Source organism: Vibrio minamisatsumaniensis (genome assembly GCF_050337445.1).
GTDB classification, from domain to species: Bacteria; Pseudomonadota; Gammaproteobacteria; order Enterobacterales; family Vibrionaceae; genus Vibrio; species Vibrio artabrorum.
This window is the reverse complement of record NZ_JAKJSY010000041.1, coordinates 19,342-32,942: the sequence shown is the minus strand read 5'-3', so window position 1 is coordinate 32,942 and position 13,601 is coordinate 19,342. Positions and strand designations below refer to the sequence as shown.

Below are 13,601 nucleotides of genomic sequence, written 5' to 3'. Positions count from 1 at the left end.
TTTATTAATAAAAAATAAAGGGCATTGCCTGAAACGAGACTTATCATGTTATATTCCCAAACCAAGCACAGCAAGTAATCTTGTTGTCAAATGAACGTTTTGTTCCCAAAATTTCCCTAACATAAACTATAGCTCTCGCAAGTGAGAGTTTTGTAGTCATAAACATTTAAAAAGGTTTGTCATGCTGTGTTCYATATATAAGAGTTCAAAGAAAGAAGGAACATATCTTTATATCCCCAAAAAGGATGATTTTTCACAAGTTCCTGACGCATTGATGCAAATGTTTGGTAAACCTAGTTTTGTCATGGTAATTAAAATGGACGGCCGAAAGTTAGCGCAAGTGAACATCGACAAAGTGAGAGAGTCACTCAATACCGATGGTTTCTTTTTGCAAGTTCCGCCTCCGCCTGTCAACGAACTTGAACGACACAAAGAGCGTAAAGCTCAACATAATGCTCAAGATGATGAGTGATAGTCACCCTATTCAAGGAGGAATGGTCATTGTATAAATTTTCAAAAACGATATTGGCATTATCGGCGTTACTTTTGGGTAATAGCCTAACCATTGCTTCAGTTCAAGCTGAAGGTGTCAGCTTTGAACAGTATGTGGAAACATTAAAGCAACAAGGCCGAGAGCAAGGTATTTCTGAAGCGATTATTGATGAAGCTTTCGATGGCGTGACGTTTAAGCCCAGAGCGGTGAAAGCGGACAAAAATCAACCCGAAAAGAAACTGACGTTGGATGAGTATATTCCACGAGCTGTCCCTGGTTGGAAAGTGAAACAAGCGAAATCGTTGTATAAACAACACTATCAAGCGCTAAAGCGCATTGGCGATGAATACGGTGTGCAGCCGAGATTCATTGTCGCTCTATGGGGCGTAGAGAGTAATTTTGGTCAGTTCACGGGCCATTACAGTGTTATCGATGCTTTGACGACGATGGCTTATGAGGGGCGTAGAGAAGCATTTTTCCGTAAAGAAGCGATGGCGGCATTGACGATTCTCGAACAAGGTCATATTGCCCCTAAAGATATGAAAGGATCGTGGGCAGGCGCGATGGGACAACCTCAGTTTATGCCAAGCTCATTTCTTGCTTATGCCGCTGATGGTAATGGTGACGGAAAGAAAGATATTTGGGGAACCGAAGAAGATGTCTTTGCTTCGGCGGCCAAGTATCTCAGCAAATCGGGTTGGGATGACAAATATACTTGGGGTCGTCAGGTTCATGTGCCATCAACGGTGTCTCTTGACCTGCAAGGACGAGGTGAAGGGAAAGCGAAATACCTAAAAGAGTGGTCTGAACTTGGTATCAAGCGTTACGACGATCGTCCACTTCCAATGTTAGATGAAGACATCAAAGCTTGGTTGATTATGCCGGATGACGAAGCGGGTCGCGCATACCTCGTTTACAACAACTACAATGTGTTAATGAAGTGGAATCGCTCTTATTACTTTGCTTTAGCCGTTAGCCATTTAGCTGACAGAATTAAGTTTGATTAAGAGACTAACTCTGTTTTGAATAGCATTTAGCCTATCATAGGCCAAATGAGAAAAAGGACTCCTCGGAGTCCTTTTTCTCTGCATTTATTTTAGATTTTTGCCATTGGCAGTCCCCATATTTAGGAGGCAAAATGGATTTGTCGATCACTTCTTCCTTAGCGCTAATAGGGCTTTTGTCCTTAGCGTGCCAGTTATTAGGCTGGCGTTTACGAGTGCCTGCCATTCTTCCACTCTTGATCGTTGGTTTGCTACTCGGTCCGGGGTTAAATATCCTCAATCCTGATGTCATCTTTGGCGATGTGTTGTTCCCATTGATTTCATTAGGTGTCGCCATCATTCTATTTGAAGGCGCGCTGACCTTGAATTTCAAAGAAATCAGAGGGCATGGTCGGATGGTGACTCACTTGGTGAGTTTCGGCATGTTGATTACATGGGTGTGCATTGTTATTGGAGCTCACTACTTTGTGGATTTCAGTTGGCCATTAGCGGCTTTATTTGGTGCATTAGTTGTGGTGACAGGCCCGACGGTTATTGTTCCGATGTTGCGAAGCATTCAGCCTAAATCTTCGTTAGGCAGTATCTTGCGATGGGAAGGGATAGTGATAGATCCGATTGGCGCACTGTTTGCCGTTCTCGTTTACGAATACATTGTCTCTTCAGCCGATCCGACGAGCCATGTACTGTCCGCATTAGGGCTGACTCTGTCCATAGGTTTAAGCTTAGGGATCATCGGTGGCTATGTGATAGCCAAAATGCTGCAAGGGCATTGGGTGCCGCATTATTTGCGTAACGTAGCCGTCCTGACGTTAATGTTGGGCGCATTTTCCTTTTCGAACGACCTGAGTGAAGAGTCTGGTTTACTAACTGTGACGATCATGGGGATTTGGCTAGCCAATGTGAAAAGTTTGGATCTTGAAGATATTATCGAGTTTAAAGAAACTCTGACGGTGTTACTGATCTCAGCCCTGTTTATTCTGTTAGCGAGTCGATTGGATTCGGGGCATTTTCTCTCGATAGGTTGGGGCGGTGTGGGCTTATTAGCGGTTGTTATGCTTGTCGCTCGTCCTTTGAGTGTTTGGCTCAGCGGGATCGGCACCGATCTTACTTCAGCCGAGAAATGGTTCCTAAGTTGGATGGCACCTCGCGGGATCGTCGCCGCTGCCGTTTCTTCATTGTTTGCTATTAAGCTTCAAGAAAAGCAATTAATTGAAGGGGCGGATTTGCTGGTCCCTATGGTGTTTTTGGTCATCATTGGTACGGTTGTGATTCAGAGCCTGACTGCAAGTTGGTGGGCAAGAAGATTAGGAGTGACACAAGAGAAAGCACAAGGTGTGGTTTTCTTTGGTGCGACTCTTTTTGCTAGACAGTTAGCTAAAATCTTGGCCACACACAACATTAACAGTGTGCTTACCGATACCAACTGGGAAAGCATTCGCTTGGCTCGGATGGAAAACCTGAATGTCTATTTCGGTAATCCAGCCTCAAGCCACGCAGAAATTAATCTCGAGTTGGATGGGATAGGGCGTGCCATGATTGTTTCGCCTTATCGTCAAACGAACCCATTAGTCAGTATGCACTATCAGGGTGAATTTGGTGACAACAAAGTCTTTGAACTTGAGTCATCAGAGACTAAGCACGAAAGACATCATGTGAGCCGCAGTAAAAACCGGCGTTTGTTTGCGGAAGGGATGACGTATTCGAAACTGAATTCGCTGATGGCTCAAGGCAGTCAAATTAAGAGTACAGGTTTAACAGAAGCGTTTGACCTTAATGAATTTAATACTCTTTACCCTAAAGCCATTCCACTTGGTGTGATTACTAACGGTGAGTTCCGCTTAGTTACACAAGGTTCTGATTTGGATAAGTTGATATCGACAGAATGCGAAATCATTAGTTTATTACCCGCTCCACAGCAGCTTGAACAAAATAAAGTGTAATAATACCAATCGTAGTCAATAACGGGTCATCCTAGCTTGTTAAAACACTCGATAACGTCGTTAGAAATTTTGATTGTAGAATAACGACTTATCGAAACTTCTTATCAAAAAAGCCGCAATGAGCATGACATTGCGGCTTTTTTAGTCTGTTGACGTCACGGTAGGTGTCGCGATCTATGTTGCCGTTTGTGCGTTATTTCGAGTGAAATTGCTCACAAGCAATCATGGTGTTCTCGATTAGGCTTGCAACGGTCATTGGACCAACACCACCGGGTACCGGAGTGATGAAGCTTGCGTTTTCTTTCGCGACATCGTATTCAACGTCGCCAACCAGCTTACCTGAATCTAAACGGTTAATGCCTACATCGACCACGACAGCGCCTTTCTTAATCCAAGCTCCGGGAATGAAATTTGGTTTCCCTACGGCAACCACAACCACATCCGCTTGACGAACATGACCTTCAAGATCTTTGGTGAAGCGGTGACATGTGGTTGTGGTGCAGCCAGCAAGAAGTAGTTCTAATGTCATTGGGCGACCAACGATGTTTGAGGCACCAACGACAACCGCATGTTTACCACGTAGATCGATGTTGTAACGACCAAGCAGCGTGATAATGCCTTTTGGTGTACAAGAACGTAACTTAGGCATCCGCTGAGCCAAGCGACCGACATTGTATGGGTGGAAACCATCAACGTCTTTTTCTGGCGTGATACGTTCGAGCACGTGGGTTGTATCGATACCAGCAGGCAAAGGCAATTGAACGAGAATACCGTCAATCTCTGGATCTTGGTTTAGCTGATCGACCAGGGCTAATAATTCTGTTTCTGTTGCAGTGGCTGGTAAATCGTAAGATTTAGAAACGAAGCCAACCTCTTCACACGCTTTTCGCTTACTTCCAACGTAAACTTGAGAAGCCGGGTCTTCACCCACTAAAACAACCGCTAGACCCGGAGCACGTAATCCAGCTTCATTACGTGCTTTTACACGTGCTGCTACTTCAGAACGAACCGTTTGAGAGATTAGCTTTCCATCAATATTTTGAGCAGTCATGAATTTCCTTATTATTGATATTCAAGTTAGTGGCTGATGTTTTTGGCGCATTATTCCAGAAAATCTTTTTAATTACCATTGGGCAAACGTTTGCCTTGGCTTAATTTTCAACACCCATAGGCTTATTGCCCTTTTTTTACTCACTTAGATCATAATGTTACATAAAGCCGTTGCTTTACTGATTCTAATTCGTATAATTCGTCCCTGTAGCGCGCCCTTAGCTCAGCTGGATAGAGCACCTCCCTTCTAAGGAGGTGGTCGAAGGTTCGAATCCTTCAGGGCGTGCCATTATTTAAAGAAACCCGATAACTTTCCGAGTTATCGGGTTTTTTGCATTTTATCTACCATAAAAACCAGTCTTTTGACGCGCGAGTCATTTTCCTTTGTTGTTCATTTCGTTGGGGCCATCGAACAGAAAGTTAAAATTGTTCGTTTTTTGGGGTTTACATCATTTAGTAATAAAGCGACTATGAATTCACGAAGAATAGACAAGTAAAGTTATTAGTCAGTCGGTTTATTAATCAAACTTGCTGTTTTATAGCTGATTTAGAGGAAGTAATGGCAGGAAACAGTATCGGACAACATTTCCGCGTGACCACGTTCGGAGAAAGTCACGGTATCGCACTAGGATGTATCGTAGACGGGTGCCCACCAGGATTAGACATTACCGAAGCAGACCTTCAGAGAGATTTGGATCGTCGTCGCCCAGGTACCTCACGTTATACAACGGCTCGCCGTGAAGCGGATGAAGTGAAAATCTTATCAGGTGTATTTGAAGGCCAAACTACGGGCACTTCTATTGGTCTATTGATTGAAAATACAGACCAACGCTCTAAAGACTATTCCGAAATAAAAGACAAGTTCCGCCCTGGACACGCTGACTATACCTACCATCAAAAGTACGGTGTGCGTGATTACCGTGGTGGTGGTCGTTCTTCTGCTCGTGAAACTGCAATGCGTGTAGCGGCAGGGGCAATTGCGAAGAAATACCTAAAACAAGAATTTGGTGTTGAAATCCAAGCTTACCTTTCTCAAATGGGTGATATCTCCATTGATAAAGTGGATTGGAACGAGATTGAAAACAACGCTTTCTTCTGCCCAGATGCCGACAAAGTACCAGAATTTGACCAACTGATTCGCGACTTGCTAAAAGAAGGCAACTCGATCGGTGCGAAGATTCAAGTGGTGGCGACTAAAGTGCCTGTAGGCCTTGGTGAGCCAATCTTTGATCGTCTAGATGCAGATATCGCGCACGCTCTAATGAGCATCAATGCGGTAAAAGGTGTTGAGATTGGTGATGGCTTTGATGTCGTTAATCAACGCGGTAGTGAACACCGTGACCCATTAACTCCAGAAGGTTTCAGCAGCAACCACGCTGGCGGTATCTTAGGTGGTATTTCTACTGGCCAAGATATTGTGGCAAGCATTGCGCTTAAACCCACATCAAGCATTACCGTTCCTGGTGACACGATCACGAAAGACGGTGAAGCAACGCAGTTAATCACGAAAGGTCGTCATGACCCATGTGTGGGTATCCGTGCGGTGCCGATCGCAGAAGCGATGTTAGCGATTGTATTGCTTGATCACTTGCTACGTCATCGTGGGCAAAACCATGGCGTAACGACCAATACACCTCAAATCTAGCGATTGAGTAAATGAAAAAAGGGTTGCTTCCTATTGGAGCAACCCTTTTTGTTTTCTAGTGAACGCTTTCTCTAATTAATGCACAGAGCTTTCAGGATCAAGCTGGAATGAAGGTAAGCGCCACTTGAACCGTACGGCCGCCATGCGTAGCAAGTAACCCACCACGAGTGTAACAGTCGTCGCGGTTACGTCGTTAATGCCCAGTTCAAGCAAACCTAGGTATAAACCTGAAGCGACAAGTGCGACAGAGGCATACAGCTCTTCATGCAACACCAATGGTGTTTGACGACAGATTAGGTCACGTAGCAAACCACCAAAGACACCGGTGACTAGCGCCGACACCATGCAGATCATTGGATGCAGACCCATGGTCATCGCCACTTTAGTACCAATGATGCTGAACACGATAAGCCCCAACGCATCCAAACGAATGAATAAGCCTTTTAGCTTAATTACCCATTTAGCCAGGCCCGTTGTAATAACACCGGCGATACAGGTTATCGCCAGATACTGTGGGTTTTCAACCCAACCTAAAGGGTAATGGCCGAGTAAGATATCTCGTACTGTACCACCGCCGATTGCGGTTGCACTGGCAACCAGCATTACACCAAACCAATCCATTTTTTGTTTGCCGGCACTGAGAGCACCGGTCATGGCTTCTGCCGTGATGCCAATGATATACAAAACACTTAGTAGCATTGCTGTAGCTCTATAATTTAGGTCTATACATTGCAGTGTTATAGGCCTTAGGGATATAAAAATGAAGCGCGAGTGTAGTAGCAAAAATGCTTGTTGACGAATGAATATTTGTACCCTGAATCAAGGTTTCAGATTAGTTGAAGTAATCCATTTGAGTAATTTGACATTGCCTATCGCAGAGAGGGACTGTGGTGCAATAGTAGATAATGCTTGTGTTGACAGCATTACGCTTGATAGGAGCTTTACCAAGCTGAGAAAACAACGCAAAATACACCTGTTTATTTCATTTCAAGCACGTTTTATGACTCACCAATATTCAGACATTATCGATATTTTTAATCAAACTTTTTATGACAGCTTTAATACTAAATTGGAGCTAGGCGCAGATGAGCCAATTTATTTGCCTGCCAATAATGAGACGCCACACCATAGAATTATTTTTGCGCGTGGGTTCTACGCTTCTGCGTTGCATGAAATAGCACACTGGTGTGTTGCTGGCCCTGAACGTCGTTTATTAGAAGATTTCGGTTATTGGTATGAACCGGATGGACGTAATGAGGCGGTTCAAGCTGAATTTGAAAAAGTGGAAATTCGCCCACAAGCGTATGAATGGATCATTGCGATGAGCGCGGGCTTTCCTTTTAATGTTAGCTGTGACAATCTACACGGCGATTTTGAGCCAGACCGTTTAGCCTTTATGAATAAAGTACATAGCGAAGTCATGAGTATCTTGGAAGTTGGGCTTCCGCCTCGTGTCAAAATGCTCTCTGAAGCATTACGTCGCTTCTACAATGTCGAACCTTTATGTGCTAGCCAATTTATAGTGAAATAAGAGAAGATTATGATTATCGAATTTGAAGAAAAACTCCTCGAAGTAATTGATGCTCGCATCGAAAACGCATCCGATGACGAGCTGTTTGCTGGTGGTTACTTGCGTGGACATATTTCTCTTTCTGTGGCTTCATGTGAAGAAGAAGGCATTGAGGATGTGGCAGAAGTAAAAGCTCGCATTGAAAAAAGCCTAGATGATGCTCGCACGGAATTAACGCCAGCAGACCGCACGATCGTTAATGACCTTTGGGTTGAGCTACAAAACCAAGCTTAATCTTGATGTATTGAGACTCGTTCGAAATTTTTGAATGAGTCCGTTCATTAATTGTGGTGGTGCTATTTTCTGAAGACGTTATTCTAATCCTACTTAACGGAATTACTGAAAAGGTTACATCATGAAAGTTATCGCATTTGGCGCAAGCACAAGTTCTACCTCAATCAACAAAACACTCGCAACTTACGCAGCAAACTTGATTGAAGGTGCTGACGTTAAAGTTCTAGACATCAACGATTATAATGTCCCGATGTTCAGTGAAGATATTGAAAAAGAGATTGGTCAAGCGGAAGGTGCTCAAGCATTTTTGAGTGACTTAGCCGAAGCTGACGCGTTTGTTATCTCGTTCGCTGAACACAATGGTCACTACCCAGCAGCGTACAAAAACTTATTTGATTGGGCGACACGCATTGAGCGTTCAGTGTTTGGCGAAAAGCCTGCGGTTTATCTCGCGACTTCACCGGGCCCGGGCGGCGCACAAACGGTACTGGGTACAGCAACCGGTTCTGCCCCTTACTTTGGTGGCAATGTGCAAGCGTCAGTTTCCGTGCCAAGCTTCTACGATAACTTTGATTTTGCGTCTGGTTCTATCAGTAACGAAGCGATCGCTCGACAGATTAAAGATGCGGTTGCTAAGCTTTAAGCATTGCTTCTTTTAGCGCGTCCGTTTAGAACAATACGAACAACAAAAAGCCCGAGGGACATAACGTCGCTCGGGCTTTTTAGCTTTTAGTTTCAGAGACTAGAATCGCTGAACTAGAAACTACGGGTGGATTTAGAGTGCTTGTCAGCAACCCATCCAGCCGTTAATGCTTTTCCTTTCCGCAGTCTGCGTACCCACATACGACTTGGGTGAATCGCTTCAAGCACATCAACAGGTAAAGGAAGCGGATCGCCACAGATTTGTGATGCTAACACTTCTGCCAATAATGGCGTAGAGCTTAAGCCACGTGAGCCTAGCCCGATAAAGCAATAAAGGTTAGGGAAGCTAGTGACCGTTTCAACATCCTCAACCGAGTCACGCTGCGGGTTGAAGTTGTGCAGGTCTTGGTACTGCTCCTTAATGGCTTCAAAGTCACCAACGTTTCCGACAAACGGAAGGTGGTCGCGGCTTACACTTCGGACACCTTGGCGCGATAGGTTGCCACTGGTATCGACATCTTGTGTCCACGCTTGATCCGGCAACGAGCAGTGAAGACGATCGCCATTGTGCTGTTGAACTTCAATATCAAATTCTTGGTCGATATTAGTTTTGTCGTAGTTCGCACCAATGCAGTGGTGGCCGTTATTTGGATTCTGCGGCGTTAAATAACCATCAAAACACAACACGGTTTTTAGCTGGCTGAGATTTTCCGTGGTTGGGATATGGCTCACTTGCCCTTTAACGGGCGTCAAAGGAACAGCGCGAGTTTGTTCAAATTGGGTGAACTTGTGCCCGTTCGCAATCACGACTTGGTCGTGCTGAGTTTGAATTTCACCTTGCGGCGTATCAATGGTTAGTTGCCATTGCTGTTCAGTTTCGAGCCACTTTAACTCTGTGACTTGGTGCTGATAGTGTGTGCTTACTTTATTGGTCTGTTCTAACTTGCCAATAAGACCCTGAGTCAGTTGAAGCGGGCTTAACCACCCACCCAGCGGAAAGTAAACACTCTCTTTGTCGACCGGTAAGCCAATCTTTTCGTTGGCTTGCTCTGGTGATAAACGCTGAATCAAGTCGGTGTGGAAATTGCCTTCCAACATACGATTGAGCTTCTTAGTCGAACCCTCATCCCACATCAAAATGTTCACACCACACCAGTTATGATCGAATTCAATAGTTTGTGCCGCTTGATTGATGAACTGACGAGCAAACAGCAGCCCTGGGCCAAATATGCGAGAGACGTTCGATGTTGCTTCGCTCAATAGCGGATAAATCGCGCCTTGGTTATTACCAGAGGCATTACCTGCAGCTTGTGGGTGTTCACAGTAAAGGGTGATGTTCTTACCTCGGTGGCTTAAGGCTTTTGCAAGCGCAGCACTGGCGATACCACCACCGATAATGGCGATGTCTTGCGAGTCACAGTGCTCTGATAAGCCATACCAAGGTTTGATGTTGGTGTGCGGGTGCTTCTCGCCAAGTCGGCCGGCAATCATCTCTCGCTTAGTGCCAAAGCCCTTGACCTTTTTCATGGCAAAGCCAGCTTCGATTAAACCACGGCGAACAAAGCCAGCTGCGGTGAAGGTGGCGCAACTGCAATCTTGTTTCGCGAGCTTGGCCATGCCGTTGAATAGGTTTTGGTTCCACATCTCAGGGTTTTTACTTGGTGCAAAACCGTCTAAGAACCAAGCATCAACCAAACCTTTACGTGGGGTTGGTACGTTAGGCATGCAATCTTTAATATCACCAAACCATAAATCAAGCGTGATAGCCCCGTCACCCAGTACAATGCGGTGACACTCAGGCAGAGCAATAGGGTAGTGTTGTTGCAGTTGTTCTGCGTATTGCGCTAATTCTGGCCATGATTGGTGGGCTTTGATGAGATCTTCTTTATTTAAAGGATATTTTTCAAAACTGATGAAATGTAACTCTTTGGTCATCGCTTGAGGGTTATCCTTGAGGAAAGTATCGAACCACTGCCAGACTGCAAGAAAGTTAAGACCTGTGCCAAAGCCGGTCTCCGCTATCACAAAACGACGGTGGTTGTGCTCAAGCCAACGCTCTGGAAGGTGGTTTTGCTTTAAAAAGACGTAGCGAGTTTCTTCTAAACCATTAACATTGGAGAAGTAAACATCGTTAAATTGGTCTGAGACTGGCGTGCCAGACTCATTCCATTCCAGTTCTGCATTCGTAATTGAGGTCATAAAATCTATCATTTTGTGATTTGAAGCGATATGTTGATAGAGATTGTACGAATTTCTGGGAAAGCTGACCACTTTTGTTAAGCTTCTTAGTTATTATCTAGCTGAATTTAGAATTATAGGAATGTCACATGAAACGAGTCGTAATCACCGGTATGGGTATTGTTTCAAGTATCGGTAACAACGTCGAAGAAGTTTTAGCATCATTGAAAGAGGGTAAATCTGGTATTACCGCTTCAGAGCAGTTCAAGGAACAAGGCTTGCGCTCTCAAGTTTGGGGTAACCTAAAAATGAACCCTGCTGACCATATTGATCGCAAAAAAATGCGTTTTATGGGTGATGCAGCGGCATTCGCATACCTTTCGATGGAACAAGCTATTGCTGATTCAGGTTTAACGGAAGATCAAGTCTCTAATGACCGTACGGGTATCGTTGCGGGTTCAGGTGGTGCTTCATCTCTAAACCAAGTTAACGCGGTAGACATTATTCGTGAGAAAGGCGTGAAGCGCGTTGGCCCATACATGGTGCCACGTACAATGGCTTCTACGGTTTCGGCTTGTCTAGCAACGCCTTTCAAAATCCGTGGTGTGAACTACTCAATGAGCTCTGCTTGTGCGACATCTGCACACTGTATTGGTCACGCAATGGAGCTTATCCAACTAGGTAAGCAAGACGTTGTATTCGCTGGTGGCGGTGAAGAACTGGATTGGTCTCTGACGATGATGTTCGACGCAATGGGCGCGCTTTCTACTAAGTACAACGACACGCCAGAACTGGCTTCTCGTACCTACGATGCCGATCGTGACGGCTTCGTTATCTCTGGTGGCGGCGGCATGCTCGTTATCGAAGAACTTGAACACGCTATTGCTCGTGGTGCAAAAATCTACGGCGAAATCGTAGGCTACGGTGCAACTTCAGATGGCTACGACATGGTTGCTCCTTCTGGTGAAGGCGCGGTTCGTTGTATGAAGATGGCAATGCAGAACGTTGACAGCGTTGACTACGTGAATACTCACGGCACTTCAACGCCAGTGGGCGACGTGAAAGAGCTCGGCGCAATCCAAGAAGTCTTTGGTGGCAACAGCCCTGCTATTTCAGCAACTAAAGCGATGACCGGTCACGCTCTAGGTGCGGCTGGTGTACACGAAGCTATTTACTCAACGCTGATGCTCGATAACGGCTTTATCGCTCCAAGCATTAACGTTGCAAACCTAGACGAAGCAGGCGCAGGCCTAGACATCGTAACGGAAACTCGTGAGCAAGAGTTAACGACGGTGATGTCAAACAGCTTTGGTTTCGGTGGCACGAACGCAACACTGGTTATCAAAAAATACCAAGGCTAATTGACGCTTAGGTATAAACATTGAAAGGTTTCCAGAGCTTGACCCGGACTGACTTTGGTTAGTATGGGTTAAACAGACGCAAGACTCTGTCTCCTGGAGAGCGAGATAGGAACCTTTTGTTCTGGATATTTGCCCGGTTGTTTATTCAATCGGGCATTTTTCGTTTTTGAGCTGTACGATCTTCAGTGCTGACTCCATTTGGCGTTATGGTGTGATAACTGCCAATGTCGCCCATATTTATCATGTATTCCAATTGCGACTCGACACCGTGTGTGGAATTTTGCACAATCGTTTCAATTCACATTTAGGTCGACAGACCCCAACAAAAGTATTCGCTAAATGAAAATCTTAATCGACGAAAATATGCCTTACGCTGAAGCGCTTTTTAGCCAGCTAGGGGAAGTGACAATGAAGTCTGGTCGCACATTAACGGCTGACGACCTCGTTGACGTAGACGCTTTGATGATTCGCTCTGTTACTAAAGTAAACGAGTCATTGATCAGCAAAGCCAATAAATTGAAGTTTGTCGGTACTGCGACGGCTGGTATGGATCACGTTGACCAAGAATTGATGAAAGAGCGTGGCATTTTCTTTACCGCAGCACCGGGCTGTAACAAGGTAGGGGTCGCGGAGTATGTGTTCAGTGCGATGATGGTGCTGGCTCAACAACAAGGCTTCTCTGTTTTCGACAAAACGATCGGTATTATCGGCTGTGGTCAAGTCGGCAGTTACTTAGCGAAATGCTTGGCAGGCATTGGTATTAAAGTACTGTTGAACGATCCTCTAAAACAGCAAGAGGGTGATACTCGCGAGTTTACTGAGCTAGAGACTCTGCTTGAGCAATCAGACGTTATTACATTGCATACACCCATCACGAAAACGGGTGAGTTCCCAACGCATCACTTAATCAATGAGCAAGTGCTGAACAACTTACGTGCTGACCAAATCCTGATCAATGCCGCTCGCGGTCCTGTGGTCGATAACCAAGCGCTAAAAACTCGCTTGCAAAAAGCCGACGGTTTTACTGCGGTTCTTGATGTGTTTGAATTTGAACCGGAAGTCGACATGGAACTGCTTCCACTGCTTGCTTTTGCAACCCCTCACGTAGCGGGCTACGGTTTGGAGGGTAAAGCGCGCGGTACCACGATGATCTTCAACAGTTATTGTGAGTTTTTAGGTACTGAACAGCGTGCTTATGCAAGTGACTTATTGCCGACAGCCCCGATACCTCAAATGAAATTAGATAGAGCTTGGGATGAAGCAACACTGCACAATTTGACTCAGTTGATCTATGATGTGCGCAAAGACGACGCCTTATTCCGTCGCAATATTGCTACGCCAGGGTCTTTTGACAAGATGCGTAAAGAATATTGGGACCGAAGAGAGTACAGTGCAGTCGAGTTAACGGGCGATGAATCTTGTCATTTAACGCCGTTATCTAAACTCGGTTTTATGGTAAAGCCAACTTTATAAAAGAGAGAAAC

Annotated in this window: 12 protein-coding genes and 1 tRNA gene; 10 read left to right on the top strand and 3 right to left on the bottom strand. The window is 45.1% G+C overall.

The window, feature by feature from the left end; genetic code table 11:
- Positions 1–181 precede the first annotated feature (181 nt).
- The 3 genes from L4B77_RS10840 (at position 182) to L4B77_RS10830 (ending at position 3,437) form a co-directional block, all read left to right on the top strand.
- Positions 182–472 carry a YcgL domain-containing protein gene (locus L4B77_RS10840; protein ID WP_261837767.1) on the top strand — a complete coding sequence of 97 codons (291 nt, stop codon included), beginning with the start codon at positions 182–184 and terminating at the stop codon, positions 470–472.
- 29 nt (positions 473–501) lie between these two features.
- Positions 502–1,500 (top strand): lytic murein transglycosylase, encoded by a 999-nt coding sequence (locus L4B77_RS10835; RefSeq protein WP_261837766.1) that lies wholly within the window; start codon positions 502–504, stop codon positions 1,498–1,500.
- Between the two features lie 131 nt (positions 1,501–1,631).
- Positions 1,632–3,437 carry a cation:proton antiporter gene (locus L4B77_RS10830; protein WP_261837765.1) on the top strand — a complete coding sequence of 602 codons (1,806 nt, stop codon included), beginning with the start codon at positions 1,632–1,634 and terminating at the stop codon, positions 3,435–3,437.
- Between the two features lie 193 nt (positions 3,438–3,630).
- On the opposite strand, the gene folD is transcribed toward L4B77_RS10830, so the two are convergent.
- Entirely contained in the window at positions 3,631–4,488 is an 858-nt protein-coding gene (gene folD / locus L4B77_RS10825; protein WP_261837764.1) for a bifunctional methylenetetrahydrofolate dehydrogenase/methenyltetrahydrofolate cyclohydrolase FolD, read from the bottom strand.
- A 211-nt stretch (positions 4,489–4,699) separates the two neighbouring features.
- On the opposite strand from folD, the gene L4B77_RS10820 reads away from it, so the two are divergent.
- Together L4B77_RS10820 and aroC are read left to right on the top strand one after the other, a co-directional pair.
- Positions 4,700–4,776: transfer RNA gene (locus L4B77_RS10820), tRNA-Arg, on the top strand.
- Between the two features lie 270 nt (positions 4,777–5,046).
- The gene (aroC, locus tag L4B77_RS10815) at positions 5,047–6,132 is read left to right on the top strand and encodes a chorismate synthase (RefSeq protein WP_261837763.1); all 1,086 of its coding nucleotides are present in this window, start codon (positions 5,047–5,049) and stop codon (positions 6,130–6,132) included.
- Between the two features lie 75 nt (positions 6,133–6,207).
- Here aroC and L4B77_RS10810 read toward each other — a convergent pair whose 3' ends face one another.
- A complete protein-coding gene (locus tag L4B77_RS10810) occupies positions 6,208–6,831 on the bottom strand; it encodes a trimeric intracellular cation channel family protein (protein ID WP_429750376.1) in 624 nt (207 codons plus the stop codon).
- Positions 6,832–7,132: 301 nt separating this feature from the next.
- On the opposite strand from L4B77_RS10810, the gene L4B77_RS10805 reads away from it, so the two are divergent.
- From L4B77_RS10805 to L4B77_RS10795, 3 genes are all read left to right on the top strand, one after another.
- Positions 7,133–7,663, top strand: coding sequence for an elongation factor P hydroxylase (locus L4B77_RS10805; protein ID WP_429750395.1), 531 nt, complete (start codon positions 7,133–7,135; stop codon positions 7,661–7,663).
- 9 nt (positions 7,664–7,672) lie between these two features.
- Positions 7,673–7,936: a YfcL family protein gene (locus tag L4B77_RS10800; protein ID WP_261837761.1), complete on the top strand. Its 264-nt coding sequence runs from the start codon at positions 7,673–7,675 to the stop codon at positions 7,934–7,936.
- Between the two features lie 121 nt (positions 7,937–8,057).
- Positions 8,058–8,579 carry an NADPH-dependent FMN reductase gene (locus L4B77_RS10795; protein ID WP_429750373.1) on the top strand — a complete coding sequence of 174 codons (522 nt, stop codon included), beginning with the start codon at positions 8,058–8,060 and terminating at the stop codon, positions 8,577–8,579.
- Between the two features lie 113 nt (positions 8,580–8,692).
- On the opposite strand, the gene mnmC is transcribed toward L4B77_RS10795, so the two are convergent.
- Positions 8,693–10,777, bottom strand: a complete 2,085-nt coding sequence (gene mnmC, locus L4B77_RS10790) for a bifunctional tRNA (5-methylaminomethyl-2-thiouridine)(34)-methyltransferase MnmC2/FAD-dependent 5-carboxymethylaminomethyl-2-thiouridine(34) oxidoreductase MnmC1 (protein WP_429750371.1) — start codon at positions 10,775–10,777, stop codon at positions 8,693–8,695.
- Between the two features lie 128 nt (positions 10,778–10,905).
- Between mnmC and fabB the strand changes: the two genes are divergently transcribed.
- Positions 10,906–12,117 carry a beta-ketoacyl-ACP synthase I gene (gene fabB / locus L4B77_RS10785; protein WP_429750369.1) on the top strand — a complete coding sequence of 404 codons (1,212 nt, stop codon included), beginning with the start codon at positions 10,906–10,908 and terminating at the stop codon, positions 12,115–12,117.
- Between the two features lie 339 nt (positions 12,118–12,456).
- Positions 12,457–13,590 (top strand): 4-phosphoerythronate dehydrogenase, encoded by a 1,134-nt coding sequence (locus tag L4B77_RS10780; RefSeq protein ID WP_429750367.1) that lies wholly within the window; start codon positions 12,457–12,459, stop codon positions 13,588–13,590.
- Positions 13,591–13,601 lie beyond the last annotated feature (11 nt).